Consider the following 14,548-nt stretch of genomic DNA (forward strand, 5'->3'; position numbering starts at 1 on the left):
ACACCTCGCCGACAAGCGAAGCGTACCGGTATCTATACGAAATGTAATGATATGAGCCTGTTTGTACCCATGTGGCCCTGGTACGCGTGGGGGGACGTCCCCTGGCCCCCACGTAGGGGAGGCACGGGACACGTAGGGGAGACATGGGAGACGCAGCACCGAGGAGGCGAGTCGCATGACGACCACCGCGAGCACCGGCCGGAAGAGGAAGACGACGGGCGGCGCCGCGTCGCGCGCATCCGGCCCCCAGAAGTCCAGGACCAGCGCCCGCGAGAAGTCCAGGACCGGTACCCGTGCCACGGCGGCCCGCAGCCGGGCCAAGGAGCCCGAGGAGGAACGGCCGCACGTGCACATGGCGCACCCCTCGATCCCCGTCCCGTATGTGACCAAGGACGACCTCTCCGCCACCATGCACGCCGCCGAGTCGGCGCTGCCCGGCGTCAAGCTGCCGCCGCCGGAGCGGCTGGCCTTCTACGGCGGCCTCGGCGCGCTCGCCGTCGCCGGGGCGGTCGAATGGCCGGTGGCCGCGGCCATCGGCGTGGCGACGGCGGTGGCCCGGCGGGGGCGGCGCGAGAAGGAGTGACCCCGGGAGGGGCAGGAGAGGGCCGGGGGCCACGGACCACGCTCCGGGCCCGCTCGCGACCAGGGCGGGGGTGTGACGGCGGCGCGTGCCGGCCCCGCGCGTGCCGGCCCGCCGTGCCGACCGTACGCATGACACCCGCCGGCCCGGGTAGCCGGGAGGGACTCCGGCCGGAGCCCGGAAGGCGGGCCCGATCGGAGAGCACGTTCCACACGGTGATCGGATGCATGATGACTGACCCACAACCCGGGGGCGGCGCTTCCGCCACCCAGCAGGCCCTGCGGACGGTCGTCGAGCACGGCGCGGACGACGCGGCGCTGCGTACGCTGGCCGGCAGCGAGGTGCTGCTCCCCGCCGACATCAACGCGGTGGGCCCGGACCCCAAGTCCCTGAGCCTGCCCGTCTACGAACTCGATGACGGCACCGAACTGGTGCCGGTCTTCACCACCCACGCACGCATGGAGCAGGCGGTCCCCGGGGCCAGGCGCCATCGCAGCGTGGTCCTGGGGGCGCTCGCCCACGGCTGGCCGTCGGAGAAGCTGTCCCTGGTCATCGACGCCGGCACCCCGGAGGAACTGGCACTCACGGCCCAGGGTGTCAAGGACCTGCTGGACCGCGACGCCTAGGGGGTTTCGTCTGGGTCATCGGGCGGGCCCAAGGGGATGCCGGCGATGTGAGTCCGGCCAGGCGGAAGCCGGGCGGATGGTCGCTGCCTTCTCGCGGCGGGCGGCGGTGGCGCGCCCCTGGTCGAGGCGGTCGACGCGCCGCTCGACGGGTTGCGCTCCCTGTGAGTCCCGCGGTCGAAGGCTGCCGGCCGCCACCGCGGTCGCCCCGTGTCGCGGCCGCCTCCGCCCTCACGCGCCAGAGCACAGCCGGACCCCTCGCCGGGTGGTGGTTCGTGCGGCGCGGCCCAGCCCGGCCGGCACCACACCGCAGGTCCGCAGGTCCGGGGTGCGGGATCTCGTGGGCGCAACCGGAGAGGTGGTCCGGCCGGGTTGGGAACACCTGTGCGTCGTCGATGCGCCGCCTCGGAGGATCACTACGCCGACCGGCTGAATCGGTGCTCGTGATCTGACCGCCGCGCCGTCCCGGACCCGGGCCGTACCAGGGTGTTGCGCGTGATAATCGCGCGGATCAGCCCGGGACGGCCACCGGCGTGCGCGTGCCAACGGTGGCTGCCGTCGGGCAGCGCGGACGAGGAGGCTGCGGGTTGCGGGCCGGTCGGCCAGAGGTATACAGTCCCGGTATTAGCTTTCTTTAAGAAAGGGAATCTGTATGCCTCTCCGATCGGACTGGTCGGACAAGCCCTGCCCGATCGCTCGCGGCCTCGACGTTCTCGGTGACGCATGGACGCTGGTGATCCTGCGTGAGCTGTTCGCCGGCAACACCCGCTTCGAGGGTCTGCGCACGGAACTCGGCGCATCGGACAACGTGCTCGCGGCCCGCCTCGGGCGCATGACCGAGGCGGGCCTGGTGGTGCGGATCCCCTACGGGGGCACGGTGCGCCCGCGGGTCGAGTACCGCCTGACCGACTCCGGGCATGACGCCCTGCCCGTACTCCACGCCCTGGCCCACTGGGGCGCGAAGCACACCGCGGCGCCGGAAGGGGCACGGCCGATGAGGATCACCTGCACCAAGTGCGGCCAGTCGGCGCGGTCCGCGGACTGGTGCACCAGTTGCGACGAGCCGTTGACCGCCGAGCGGACCGCATGGACGCGGCCCGGCCGTGGCGGGCCGCCCGTACGTCTCGCCACTGCCGTATGACCTGTTCGCCACGAGTCACGTTCCAGCCAGGGAGACGAATCCGTGAAGCAATGGACCCATTTCTCCGTGACCGTCGAGACCAGGCGGCTGTGGAGAGTCACCTTCGACAGCCCGCCGATCAACCTGGTGTCCCCGGAGATGCTCACCGAGCTTCCGGGGCTGGTCGATCAGATGGAGGCTGCTTCGGGGCTGCGCGTGGTGGTGTTCGAGTCGGCGAATCCCGACTACTTCCTGAACCACTATGACACCTCTCGGGTCGCCGAGACCCCCGAGGAACTGGGCGTGAGCGGCTACCCTCTGCTGATCGACGCCACCTCGCGGCTGTCCCGGCTGCCCGTCGTGTCCATCGCGAAGGTACGCGGACGGGTCAGGGGCGTGGGAAGCGAGCTGATCCAGGCGATGGACATGCGTTTCGCCAGTGAACGGGCGCTGTTCTGCCAGCCTGAGACCGCCAACGGCAACCTGCCCGGCGGTGGCGGCCTGGAGCATCTGCCCCTGTTGCTCGGCCGTGCCCGCGCGTTGGAGGTGGCCCTGTCCAGCGACGACTATCCGGGCGAGCTGGCCGAACGGTACGGATGGGTCAACCGCACGGTCCCCGACGGCGAACTCGACGCGCTGGTCGACGAGCTCGCCCGCAGGGTCGCCTCCTTTGACAAGGAGTCGATCGCCGCGGTCAAACAGCAGGTCAACCGGTACACGCTGCCGTCCGCTGAGGATCTGCAGTCCTCCTACGACATCTACATGCACTCATTCAACTGGCCGGGGTCCAAGCGCAGGCTTCCGGCCGCGCTCGCCGCAGGACGCAATCAGCCGGGCGACTACGAAATGCGCCTGGGCTACCACCTCGGACGCCAGCCGGAAGGAGACACACAGTGAAGCTCGTGAACTGGACCGGCAGCGGTCGGAGGGGATTCGGCATCGTCAGCCGAGGAGGGCCGAGCGACGGGTACGCCATCGACGCCGCCCGCTTCGACTCGGCCCTGGCAAGCGTCGACGACGTGCTGCGCGCCGGGGTGTTGGACGAACTGCGCCACTGGGCGGCCGGGCGCACGGCGGATGTCGCGCTGGCCGGGGTGGACATCGCCCCACCGGTCCTCGCACCGGCCAAGGTGCTGTGCGCCGGGGTCAACTATGTGCCGCACCGCGGGGAAACCGGATTCGACGTGCAGGAACACCCACCGGTCTTCCTCCGCCTGCCCTCCACCCACGTCGCCCACGGCCAGCCGATCGTCATGCCCCCAGTCACCGAGGAGTTCGACTACGAGGGCGAACTGGCCGCAGTGATCGGCCGGCCGGTCTACCGCGAGACCCCTGAGCAGGCGGCCGACGCGGTAGCCGGATGGTCGGTCTACCAGGACGGCACCGTCCGCAACTTTCAGACACATACCAGTCAGTGGACCCCCGGCAAGAACTTCCCGCACACCGGCGGATTCGGCCCGTGGCTGGTGACCCCCGACGAAGCCGGGCCCGCCGACGCGATGCACCTGCAGACCCGGGTCAACGGCGAAGCCCTCCAGGACGCCGATGTCCGGGACCTCATCTTCGATGTCCCGCAACTGGTCTCCTACATCTCCACCTTCACCCCGCTCGAACCCGGCGACGTGATCGCCACCGGGACCCCCGGCGGCGTCGGCGCGTTCCGCGAGCCGAAGCACTACCTTCACCCCGGCGACTTGATCGAGGTGGAGATCACAGGAGTCGGCACCCTGCGCAACCCGGTCATCAGCGAATGACCTCCTGTATCGCGCATCCCCCCGAAGGCTCCGGGAGTCATGGTTCAATCGGCCTGTGGCTTGCACCCCCTGTTGCAGCCTCGGTCGGTCCGTAGAGCAGAACAGGCGCGCTTTTGTTGCACAGGCCCGAGACCAAGGAGTACAGCATGAACGGCGCCGATCGCCTTTCTGGGCCAGGCACTTCTTCAGCAGAGTCCGCGTTCCTCACGGAATTCCAGGCCTTCGACGTGGATGTCGACGGTGTGCGGATTCACGGCCGGGTCGGTGGATCGGGGCCTCCCGTGCTTCTCCTGCACGGCTTCCCGCAGACCCACCTCACCTGGCGGTACGTGGCCCCGCGGCTCGCCCGCGACCATACCGTCGTCGCCGCCGATCTGCGAGGCTACGGCGACTCGGACAAGCCGCCCGGCGGTCAGGACCACTCCGCGTACAGCAAGCGGGCGATGGCCGCGGACCAGGTCGGCCTGATGGCGCGGCTCGGATTCGACCGGTTCGCCGCAGTGGGGCACGACCGCGGAGCGCGCGTCGTGCACCGGATGGCTCTGGACCATCCGCACGCGGTCGAACGGGCGGCGGTCCTCGACATCGTCCCCACCCGGCACGTCTACGCGACGGTCAACCGAGCGCTCGGCGAGGCCTACTTCCACTGGTTCTTCCTCACGCAGCCAGCCGATCTACCCGAAACGCTCATCGGTGGCGCGCCCGAATCCTTTCTTCGCCGGCTGGTCGGCGGAGACCTCGGCACGATCGCCGACCCCTCTTCGGCCTGGGCGGAATACGCACGGTGCTTCCGCGCCCCGCAGGCCATTGCCGCGATCTGTGAGGACTATCGCGCGGGCGCCACCATCGACCTGGAGCACGATGGCGCGGACGCCGCCGCGGGCCGTACGATCACCTGTCCCCTGCTCGTGCTCTGGGGGAAACGCGGTTTTGTCGGCCGAACCTACGACCCGTTGGACGTATGGCACGAGTACGCGCACAACCGTCTCGGCACGGCTGTGGACGCCGGCCATTTCCTCCCCGAGGAAGATCCCGACGGTATACTCGCGGCCCTCGCGGAATTCCTCGGCTGACGACTCGCCGCCACCGTCCCGCAGCCGAAGACGAGAACCGCAGGCAACGGCCACCCCGGCCCGCAGGGCCGAACGCCGGGTCACGAAACCCCCGTCCGTGACCCGGCCCCGCATCAGCCCCGCGCAGCGGGAATCGTCCTGCCACGGTCGATCTTGGTGATGTCCGCCTTGATGCCGAACCACACCCCGCCGACGTTCTGGCCGTTCGTCTGCCCGGGCAGCGTGTCCCCCTTGAACGTGTACGACGGCCAGCAGTTGTACGCCTCCTGTTTGGTGCCGGCCGGCGTGGTGAAGGTGAACAGCGCGGCGGGGGAGATCCCCGCCGCCCGCGCGTCCGCCGGGGAGACCGGCCCGCTGGGCGTCCACTTCTGCAGGCAGGCGCTGTCGCACGCGGTCTTCATCGGCCACGGTGTGTCCTTCGTGAACAGGTACAGCGTCATGCCGTTCCCGTCCTGCAGGACCGGGCCGAGCTTGGGGTCGTTCAGAACGCCGAGCGCCGGGCGGGCCACGCCGGCCTTCCAGCCGTCGGGGGCCGACGCGTGCCACACCCCGCCGACGCCCTGGCCCTTGATGTCCCCCGGCTTGGTGTCCTTGGCGTAGTAGTAGAGCGGCTTGCCGGCCAGCGTCAGCTGTTCGGTGCCGTCGGTGCGGGTGACGGCACCGAGCAGGTCCCTGTTGAGCCCCGTCCCCGCGGTGGCGTTGCTCGCGGGCACGGGCGGCCACATCGTCGCGCACTCCCCGTAGCAGTTCGACCGGCCGGGGGTGGTGTCCTTGTCGAAGACGTACACCGTCCTGGCGTCGCCGTCGGTCACCACCGACTTGAGCGCGCTGTCGTCGTGGACCGCCAGCCGCCCCGGCGACGACCCGGCGGCGGGCGCCGCGGAGCCGGTGGCCGCGCCGGCGGAGGCGCTGATCACCGGGGCGGGCCCGGCGTCCGCCTTCGAGCCTCCCGAACCGCTGCCGCACGCCGACACCGTCAGCAGCGTCATGGCCGACACACCCAAGAACAGGCCGTGCAAGGTCTTCTTCGTCATCACTTTCCCAGAAGGTCGGGGCGCCCGCTCCTGAGCGGTGCCTTCTCCCTCTACACGGGCTGGTCGGCGGGCATCGTTCATCCCGGTTTTCCACGGTTTGTAACAGATGTGTCTCACCGCCGTGAGACCCCCGGGAGGCGCCTGCCGCGCGAGCGGGGCACCCGAACGGACCCCTCCGGATGCGGACGGTGACGGGGCGGGGGCACGGTGGGGGCATGTGGCCACGCAAGCCCCGGTACGGCGTCCTGGTGCTGTCCCTGTCCTTGCTGGCTGCCTGCGACACCCATCGGCCGCAGGCGCAGCCGCAGCCGCTCCGCATACCGGCGCCGGTGCCGCTTGTGGTGCCCGCCCCCGCCTTCGTGTCCCGGCAGGCCTGGCAGGCGGACGAGGCGGCCGTACGGGCCGGGCCCGTCTACACGGCACCGGTCGAGATCGTCTTCGTCCACCACACCAACCACCCCAACGACTACGACTGCGCGCGCGACGTGCCCCGCATACTCCGCTCCATAGAGACCCACCACATCGCCGACATGGGGTGGGACGACATCGGCTACAACTTCGCCGTCGACCGCTGCGGCACCATCTACGAGGGCCGCGCCGGCGGCGCCACCCAGCCGGTGCGCGGTGCGCACACCAAGGGATTCAACGCCCACAGCGTGGGCATAGCCGCGGTCGGCACGTTCGGCGCCGGGCAGCAGGTCCCCGCGCCGATGATCGAGGCGATAGCCGCCATCGCCGCCTGGAAGCTGCCCCAGGACGTGAGCCCGCTGAGCACGGTCCGGCTGGTCTCCGGCAGCAACGGCGGCCGGTACGCCAAGGGCAGCTCCGTCGAACTGAACGTCATCTCGGGACACCGCGACGGAGACAGCACCGACTGCCCCGGCCAGGCGCTCTACGACGCGCTGCCCGAGATCCGCCGGCACGCCGCCCGGCTCCGCGAGGACCTCGGCGACCAGCCCCCGGGATGACCGCGCATGGCGACCGTCCACCCCGCGGGGCGGCACACCGGAACCCGGTCCGCCGCCCGCTCCCGGGCCCGCTCGCGACCGCCAGGTCCCGGGCCCGTTCGCATCCCGGCGTCAGAGCCGGACGGAGACGTACTGCTTGCCGGCGGTGTTCTCGACGACGATGGACCGCACATCGTCCGGGGCGATCGCGGCCGACCCGTCCAGGTCCGCACCCTTGCCCTTGCCCTTCGCCCCGGGAGCGACCACCCAACTGCCCGCGGTCTGCCGCTCGCCGTCGGCCGCGACGACCACCAGTCGGCAGTGTTCACCCGCCGGTACCCCGGTGACCGCGGCGTTCACCCGCACCCAGCCGGTGGCCGGGGTGAGGCGGACGGTCATGCCGGCCCGGGTGGTGGCGTCCGTCGCCGAGCCCACCCGGATACCGGTCGGCGCCGGCGAGGGCAGGGGGGACGACGACATGGAAGGTCCCGGCGGACCGCCGGCCTGGGGTTCGGAGGACGAGCCGGCGCCGGCGGCGAGGTATCCGCCGAGGAAGACCACCACGGCCGAGGCCGCCGCCGCCAGGCCCCTGGCGTATGAGCGTCGTCGCCGGGCGGCGGCGTCCTCCTCGCGTGCCCGGCGCAGCGTGCGCTGCAACAGCAGGTCGCCGTCCTCCACCGGGCCGTCGAGGAACGCCTCCGGTGGCACTTCGCCGAGCGCCGTCTCCATCTCCCGCAGCTCGTCCAGCTCCTTCCGGCATGCGTCGCACGTGGCGGTGTGCTCCTCCACCTCCCGCCGCTCTCCGGGATCGAGGATGCCGAGGATGTACGCGCCGAGCAGTTCGCCGTGCTGGTGCTGGACGCTCATGCCGCCACCTCCTTGAGCCGGACCGCGCCGCCGGACTTGCTCGTGTACAGCTTGCGCAGCGCCTTGAGCGCGTAGTGCGCCCGGGATTTGACCGTACCCTCCGGTATGCCGAGTCGTCCCGCGGTTTCCGGCACCGTGCGGCCCCGGTAGTAGATCTCGACGAGCACGTCGCGGTGCTCGGGGGAGAGCCGGTCGAGGGCGTCCATGAGCACCACGGACTCCACCACGGCGTCGGCGTGGTCGCGCTGCACCGGCGGCGTGGACTCGGACTCGGCGACCTCGGTGGGGCGCACCGCCTTGGCGCGGTACCGGTCCGTGACGATGTTGCGGGTCACGGTCAGCAGCCAGCCGCGCACCGATCCCTGGGCGTTGGAGATGACCTCCGGATGCCGCCACGCTCTGATCAAGGTCTCCTGTACCACGTCCTCGGCCGCGGGCCGGTCTCCTGTCAACCGTGTTGCGTACGCCAGCAGGGCCTTGCCGTGCTCGGCGTAGAGCGCACGGATCAGCGCTTCGTGACTCGCGCTCTGCTGGGCGCGGGACCGCAGTATCGCCATCCACCCACTCCGAATTCCTGTTGCTTCGACCACAACACGAGGCGGCGCAGGGGATCGTTCATATGACTCAGGTCACATGCGCGGGCCAAGGGGTGGGGTCGTCTCACATATGCCATGGGTCAGCAGTGCCGGCCGTCGTTCAGGCACGTCACGACCCTGTCCATCTGGTCGTCGGTCATGACGTCCACGAAGCCGGCGTGGTCGGTGACCGGGTTGTGCTTCTGCTCGGGGAACGCGTCCAGGGCGATCGGCGCCCCCTTCGGCACCCGGTAGGCGATCACGAGCCGCAGTTGCGGCACCGGGAACGTGCCCGACGGGCAGGCGCCGTCGGACCCGGGGAAGACGATGTGCCCGCGGTGGCCCTCGCTGTCCGTGTCGAGACCGTTCCAGCAGCTGGGGAAGTCGAGGGTGCGGGTGAGCCGGCCGTCCGGGCACCTGGGATACCGCGTGGTGACCCGGTCCGGGAACGCGGCGCACCCCCACTGCGCGTGGGCGAGTTCCGTGCCGGCGGTGCCCGCGGCCGGGTCTCCGGTGGTGATCCGCAGGAACCGGGGCATCGGCACCACGTGGCTGGCCCGGTTGCCGAGGTACTCCACCGTGACCGAGGCCGGGGGCAGGATCTGCCCGATGTTGCCGTGGTGTTCGCCGGCGTCGCCCCCGGAGGGGGAGGCCGGGCGGTCCTGGCGGCGCAGCACGGGCCAGTAGTACGTGGACTTGTCGCCGTCGCGGCAGGTGGTCCCCGCCGCCGCGAGGCTGGCGGCGGTCGAGAACGCGGTGGTGGACAGGTTGCCGACGTAGTCGTGGGTGTGGTGGGCGCCGTTCCGCAGGCCCGGGGAGATCACGAGGTTGTCGGAGTTGCGGTGCCCTTCTTGGTTGCGGCCGCAATCCTCGGTGAAGGTGCCGGTGGCGGCGCCGGGCCCGGGCGCGGGCGGTTGCGAGCGGGGCACATCGCGGATGTCGACGAAGTCGTTCGGGAACGGGCCCACGTCCGGCGAACGCCCCGCGGCGTGCGGCCTGCCCGCCGCCCACACCAGGAAAAGCGCCGCGACCACCGAGACCACGGCGAAGACCGACAACGAGATCGTGAAGGGGCCGACCCGATACCGTCTTTCCACGACCTCAGGGTGCCACACGCCCGTCGGTGCCCCGCACGCGCCCGGCGGCTGCCGCCGAGGCGGGCAAGGGCGCACCTCCGCATCGTCCCCGGGGCAGGTTGCGTCCAAGTAAACGCTTCGCAAAGGAGAACGCCGTGCCGCGTGCCGCGCCCGGGCCGCCGTGACCCGCGCCCACGCCGCCGTCACCTGCGCCCACGCCGCCCACGCCACCGCCGTGCGCGCCCGCGCCCCCGTGCCGCATCGGGCTCGCCCCGCGCCGCCAGCACCCGTGCCGGGGACGGCCGTTCGCCGGACCGGCGCAGCGTGCCGGCCGCGAGGTCCGTGCCGAGCGGGAGCGGCATACGGGCGCGCCCCGACAAGGGGCGCGGGGGCGGGCGTGGGGGTGCGTCAGCCGGTCAGTCGCCGTCCGGGGCGAGGTCGGCCGACCACTTCTCCTCGATCCGGCCGAAGTGCCACACGAGCAGCGCGATCAGCCAGGAGCCGAAGAACAGTCCGACGATGCCGTAGCCGGCGTAGTCGAGGTTGATGCCGGCGATCGCGGCGAGCGGCCCGGACGTGATGTTCGCCTGGTCGGTGAGCACGCCGATGAGTTCGATGGTGCCGATGATGAGCGCGACCGCGACGGAGATCGACGTGATGGTGATGTTGTAGAAGACCTTGCGGACCGGCTTGGCGAAGGCCCACCCGTAGGCCGCGTTCATGAACACTCCGTCGATGGTGTCCATCAGGCACATGCCGGCCGCGAAGAGGACCGGCAGCACCAGGATCGAGTAGAACGGCAGGCTGAAGGCCGCCGCGCCGCCCGCCAGCACCAGCAGCCCCACCTCGGTGGCGGTGTCGAAGCCGAGTCCGAACAGCACCCCGATCGGGTAGATGTGCCAGGCCTTCCGCACGGACTTGGTCAGGCCGTTGAGGAAGCGGTTCATCAGGCCGCGCTTGTTGAGCTGCTCCTCCAACTGCTGCTCGTCGTACCGGCCGCTGCGCATCTGCCGGAAGATCTTGATGATGCCGACGAGCACGGCGAGGTTGAGGATGCCGAGGATCCACAGGAAGACGCCGGAGACCGACGCGCCGATGATGCCGGTCACCGAATGCAGGCTGGAGTCGTCGTCCTCCACCTGCCCGACGAGTGCCTTGACGCCCACCGAGAGCAGGAAGGACAGCGCGAAGACGATCGTCGAGTGGCCGAGCGAGAACCAGAAGCCCACCGACAGCGGCCGGCGCCCGCGCGGCCGGCCCGCGGCCTCGGAGTCCGCCTGGTCGGCCAGCAGCTTGCGGGTGGTGTTGTCGACGGCGGCGATGTGGTCGGCGTCGAAGGCGTGCCGCAGCCCGAACGTGTAGGCCAGGACACCCACGCCGACGTTGAACACCGGGTGGTCGCCGCCCAGATGGTAGTGGTGGGGCACGACGAGCCCGAAGAGGACGCCGAAGCCCACCACGTGCAGCAGCACGATGAAGCCCGCCATCCCGCCGAGCGCCCGCCAGTCCCTCCGGCTCAGCGAACGCCGGAACAGCCCAAGACGCTCACCCAGCGTCGGCTCGGCAGCTATGTCGCCGCTCAAGGCACCTCCTCTCCTCGATGACCAGCCAAAACGCCACGAGGCTAACATCGGCCCGCGCTTTATTGCAAGAAGGTCGCAATTGGCTGAGGCTGGCAAGAGGAGTGGTGCTCACCGGTCGGTCGCGAGGCGGCGTTCGAGGTAGATGCCGGTGAACACGGCGACCTTGGCGCGCAGCACCCAGGGGTCGAAGGGCTTGCCGATGTAGTCGACGGCGCCGGCCGCGTAGCCGCGGGCGGAGTGCTCGGGGTCGGTGCCCATGGCGGTCAGGAAGATGATGGGGACGTCACGGGTGCGGGGGCGGCGCTTGATGTGGGCGGCGGTCTCGTAGCCGTCCATGTCGGGCATCTGGACGTCCATGATGATGACGGCGAAGTCGTCGTGGTCCAGCAGGGCCTTGAGCGCCTCCCGGCCGGAGGAGACCGCGACCAGCTCCTGGTCGAGGGTGGACAGGACGGCGGTCATGGCCAGCAGGTTGTCCGGCTGGTCGTCGACGACGAGGATCCTGGGCATGGTCCGCGGGGCGGGCGGCGCCGCGGTGGCCTGCTGGACCTGCTCCACGGCCTCCAACTGGCGCTCCAGCAGCTTGCAGCGCTCCTCGGCCTCGTCGCGCCGTTTCCTGGCCTCGTGCAGCTGGGCCGAGAGGCGGGCGACGTCGTCCCGCAACTGGTCGCGTTCGCGCAGCAGCTCGGTGACGTCCGGGTTGGCCGCGGCCAGCCGGTCGGCCCGTTCCCGCTCGGCGCACCACTCCGCCTCCAGCTGGTTCAGGCGCACTTCCAGGTCGGCGATGCGGTGCTTGCGGTCCAGCAGGGCATCGCCCAGGGCGTCCCCGCGGGCGGTCGAGCGGCGCGAGACGCGGTCGGCCGCGGCGAGCTGCTGTTCGAGCACCTCCACCGCGTGGCGGGGGGAGGTGCTGGTCTCCACGGCGGCCCGGTGCAGGCGGCGCACCAGCTCGATGGCCTCCGGGGTGGCGGCCGTGCCGCGGTGCTCCGCGACGTCCGTGAACAGGTCCATCACCACCTCCCACGGCGGCACGCGGGTGCCACCGAGGTAGCGGGAGAAGGTGCCGGCGTCCCGGACGCGGCGGGCCGCATAACGGCGCACCGAGACCTCAAGGCCCTCGAACAGCTCCCGCAGCGCCTGCGCCAGCGCACGGGACTCCGGCGTCAGGTCCTTGGCCAGCGGCCGCAGTTCCGCCATGCTCAGCGCCGCCCTTCGAACGCGTCCACAGCACGGTCCCGCCCGTCGTCGGCGGTGTCCGAGGCGATCACCTGGTTGAACACCGGTACCGCCCCTCCCGCGGCGGCGAGCCCGCACAGCACGCCGTCCGCCGCCCCGCCGCCCGCCAGTACCGACAGCACCCCGGCCGCCACCCCGGCCAGCACCGCGAGTAACAGCACGAGCGCCGCCCTCACCGACACAAGCGAACGGTCCATCACAACCCTCCCTCACCCGGCCGGACGGCGGCCGGGACGGCGCTCCCCGGACGGGACCGCCCGAGGACGAGCCACAGAATGGGGCCATGGGCACCCGTTGCGCCGGGAAACCGGCAAACCGGCAACACCGCCGGCCGTTGCCGTCCCCGCGTCCGGGCACCGCGCAACACCCCGGTGCCGCCCGCGGGACGGGTGGGGGAGGGGCGGTGGGCGCCGGACTCGGCCCGTGGGCCCGGCTTCCCGGCCCGGACCGCGGCGCCGGGCCCCCACGGCCGGGGTGCGGCTGTCCGCCCCCGGCCCGGACCCGCTGCCGCCCTGGGAGCCCGGCGCGCACATCGGACTCCGGCTGCCGTCCGGGGCCGTCCGCCGGTACTCGCTGTGCGGCGACCCGCGGGACCGTCTGCACTACGACCTCGCGGTGCGGCTCGAAGCCGCGGGACGCGGCGGCTCCGCCGAGGTGCACGGCACCGCGTTGGTCGGCCGGGAGCTGCTGGTGACCGAGGTGCGCAACCGCTTCCCGCTCGCCATCGCGGACGCGTACCTGCTGATCGCCGGCGGCATCGGCATCACGCCGCTCCTCCCGATGGCCCGCGCCCTCGCGCCGGGCGGCGCCGAGTGGTCCGCGGTCTACTGCGGCCGGGGCGCCGCGACGATGGCGTTCCGCGACGAGCTGACGGCCCTCGGCGGGGACCGGGTCCGGTGCGTGGACACGACGAGGCAACCGCGCCCCGACCTCAAGGCGCTCATCGGCGGACTCGGCCCGCGCGCCGTCGTGTACTGCTGCGGCCCCGACGGCCTGCCGGCAGAGGTCACCGGGAGCTGTGCGGCAGCGGGCGCCCGGTGCGAGACGGAGCACTTCGGCGCCGCCACCGCGGCCCCGGACACCGGGCCCGCGGAGGAGGTCGAGCTGGAGCTGCGCCGGACCGGCACGACCGTGGTGGCCGGCCCGCACACCACGCTGCTGGAGGCGGTCCGCGAGGCGGGCGTGGAGATCGAGTCCGACTGCGAGGAGGGCTACTGCGGCACCTGCGAGACCCGCGTCCTCGACGGCGAACCCGACCACCGCGACGTCGTGCTCTCGAAGGCGGAACGGGCGGCGGGGCGGACGCTCATGCCGTGCGTGAGCCGTGCGTGCGGCAGGAGGCTCGTCCTGGGCCTCTGAGCGTCCGGGGCTCCTCGGCCGTCCGGGGTTCCTCGCTGTCCCCCGCGGCACCGCGTGCGCGGCGGCGGCGCTCGATGAGATTACGATCAGCCTCCGTAAGGGGATTCCCCCGACCAGGAGGTACACGAGGTGGCCGACAACGAACCCACCGAGGTGACGGTGGTACAGCCCGGTGAGGGCGACTCCGTCCCGCTGCCCGGTTTCGGGGCTGTGTACAAGCTGTACAGCCGGGCCAACAAGGGCGAGGTGGCCATCGTCGAGCACCCTTTCGAGGTCGGCACCATCACCGCGGCGCACCGGCACACCCGCGAGGACGAGCACTCGCTCGTGCTGGAGGGCGAGATCGGTTTCCGTTCCGACGACAGTGAAGTGGTCCTGGGGCCGGGCGGCTACATCACCAAGCCGCGCGGGCAGATGCACGCCATGTGGAACGCCGGCAGCACACCGGGCCGAATCGTCGAGATCATCACCCCGGGCGGCTTCGAGACGTACTTCAGGGAGCTGAGTGAGCTGCTCGCCTCCCAGCCCGGCGGTCCGGGCGCCTCGAACCTGCGCGAACTGCCCGAGTTCATCGAGCTGGCCGAGAAGTACGGGCTCACCTACGGCGCACCCGAGTGGCTGGACGACGTCGTGCGCAGGTACGGGCTGAGGCCGCCCACGCGCTGACGCCGTACAAGCGGGCGCCGTACATCACACCGGGGCCGGACACCGGGGCCGGGCC

16 protein-coding genes are annotated in these 14,548 nt (G+C 71.6%); 9 read left to right on the plus strand and 7 right to left on the minus strand.

Going from position 1 to position 14,548, the window contains the following annotated elements; translation table 11 throughout:
* The first annotated feature begins 175 nt into the window (after positions 1-175).
* The 6 genes from ACSMXW_RS31860 to ACSMXW_RS31885 all read left to right on the plus strand — a co-directional run bounded on the left by ACSMXW_RS31860 (position 176) and on the right by ACSMXW_RS31885 (position 5,150).
* Positions 176-583, plus strand: coding sequence for a hypothetical protein (locus ACSMXW_RS31860; RefSeq protein WP_485801434.1), 408 nt, complete (start codon positions 176-178; stop codon positions 581-583).
* A 224-nt stretch (positions 584-807) separates the two neighbouring features.
* Positions 808-1,206, plus strand: a complete 399-nt coding sequence (locus ACSMXW_RS31865; RefSeq protein WP_485801436.1) for an SseB family protein — start codon at positions 808-810, stop codon at positions 1,204-1,206.
* 649 nt (positions 1,207-1,855) lie between these two features.
* Complete coding sequence (locus tag ACSMXW_RS31870; RefSeq protein WP_485801437.1) at positions 1,856-2,344, plus strand: winged helix-turn-helix transcriptional regulator; 489 nt, start codon at positions 1,856-1,858, stop codon at positions 2,342-2,344.
* Positions 2,345-2,386: 42 nt separating this feature from the next.
* Entirely contained in the window at positions 2,387-3,220 is an 834-nt protein-coding gene (locus ACSMXW_RS31875) for an enoyl-CoA hydratase/isomerase family protein (protein ID WP_485801439.1), read from the plus strand.
* Positions 3,217-4,077, plus strand: a complete 861-nt coding sequence (locus ACSMXW_RS31880; protein WP_485801440.1) for a fumarylacetoacetate hydrolase family protein — start codon at positions 3,217-3,219, stop codon at positions 4,075-4,077. The genes ACSMXW_RS31875 and ACSMXW_RS31880 overlap by 4 nt, the downstream gene beginning before the upstream one ends.
* A gap of 146 nt (positions 4,078-4,223) precedes the next feature.
* Positions 4,224-5,150, plus strand: coding sequence for an alpha/beta fold hydrolase (locus ACSMXW_RS31885; protein WP_485801441.1), 927 nt, complete (start codon positions 4,224-4,226; stop codon positions 5,148-5,150).
* A gap of 113 nt (positions 5,151-5,263) precedes the next feature.
* Here the strand turns inward: ACSMXW_RS31885 and ACSMXW_RS31890 are convergent, their stop codons facing one another.
* Positions 5,264-6,184 carry an SCO0930 family lipoprotein gene (locus tag ACSMXW_RS31890; protein ID WP_485801443.1) on the minus strand — a complete coding sequence of 307 codons (921 nt, stop codon included), beginning with the start codon at positions 6,182-6,184 and terminating at the stop codon, positions 5,264-5,266.
* A 215-nt stretch (positions 6,185-6,399) separates the two neighbouring features.
* On the opposite strand from ACSMXW_RS31890, the gene ACSMXW_RS31895 reads away from it, so the two are divergent.
* Positions 6,400-7,152 (plus strand): N-acetylmuramoyl-L-alanine amidase, encoded by a 753-nt coding sequence (locus ACSMXW_RS31895; protein ID WP_485801445.1) that lies wholly within the window; start codon positions 6,400-6,402, stop codon positions 7,150-7,152.
* A gap of 111 nt (positions 7,153-7,263) precedes the next feature.
* Here the strand turns inward: ACSMXW_RS31895 and ACSMXW_RS31900 are convergent, their stop codons facing one another.
* From ACSMXW_RS31900 to ACSMXW_RS31925, 6 genes are all read right to left on the minus strand, one after another.
* Complete coding sequence (locus tag ACSMXW_RS31900) at positions 7,264-7,998, minus strand: anti-sigma factor family protein (protein ID WP_485801447.1); 735 nt, start codon at positions 7,996-7,998, stop codon at positions 7,264-7,266.
* Complete coding sequence (locus ACSMXW_RS31905) at positions 7,995-8,555, minus strand: sigma-70 family RNA polymerase sigma factor (protein ID WP_485801449.1); 561 nt, start codon at positions 8,553-8,555, stop codon at positions 7,995-7,997. Before ACSMXW_RS31905 ends, ACSMXW_RS31900 begins: the two co-directional genes overlap by 4 nt.
* Before the next feature lie 119 nt (positions 8,556-8,674).
* Complete coding sequence (locus tag ACSMXW_RS31910; RefSeq protein ID WP_485801451.1) at positions 8,675-9,670, minus strand: DUF1996 domain-containing protein; 996 nt, start codon at positions 9,668-9,670, stop codon at positions 8,675-8,677.
* Between the two features lie 395 nt (positions 9,671-10,065).
* The gene (gene nicT / locus ACSMXW_RS31915; protein WP_485801452.1) at positions 10,066-11,232 is read right to left on the minus strand and encodes a Nickel transporter NicT; all 1,167 of its coding nucleotides are present in this window, start codon (positions 11,230-11,232) and stop codon (positions 10,066-10,068) included.
* A gap of 108 nt (positions 11,233-11,340) precedes the next feature.
* Positions 11,341-12,429, minus strand: a complete 1,089-nt coding sequence (locus ACSMXW_RS31920; protein WP_485801454.1) for a response regulator — start codon at positions 12,427-12,429, stop codon at positions 11,341-11,343.
* 2 nt (positions 12,430-12,431) lie between these two features.
* Positions 12,432-12,665 carry a hypothetical protein gene (locus tag ACSMXW_RS31925; RefSeq protein WP_485801455.1) on the minus strand — a complete coding sequence of 78 codons (234 nt, stop codon included), beginning with the start codon at positions 12,663-12,665 and terminating at the stop codon, positions 12,432-12,434.
* Positions 12,666-12,942: 277 nt separating this feature from the next.
* Here ACSMXW_RS31925 and ACSMXW_RS31930 point away from each other — a divergent pair, with 277 nt between their 5' ends.
* Both ACSMXW_RS31930 and ACSMXW_RS31935 read left to right on the plus strand, forming a co-directional pair.
* Positions 12,943-13,827: a PDR/VanB family oxidoreductase gene (locus ACSMXW_RS31930; protein ID WP_485801457.1), complete on the plus strand. Its 885-nt coding sequence runs from the start codon at positions 12,943-12,945 to the stop codon at positions 13,825-13,827.
* Positions 13,828-13,956: 129 nt separating this feature from the next.
* Positions 13,957-14,493 carry a cupin domain-containing protein gene (locus ACSMXW_RS31935; protein WP_485801459.1) on the plus strand — a complete coding sequence of 179 codons (537 nt, stop codon included), beginning with the start codon at positions 13,957-13,959 and terminating at the stop codon, positions 14,491-14,493.
* Positions 14,494-14,548: the final 55 nt, after the last annotated feature.

This window comes from Streptomyces sp. DSM 116793 (assembly GCF_057320905.1).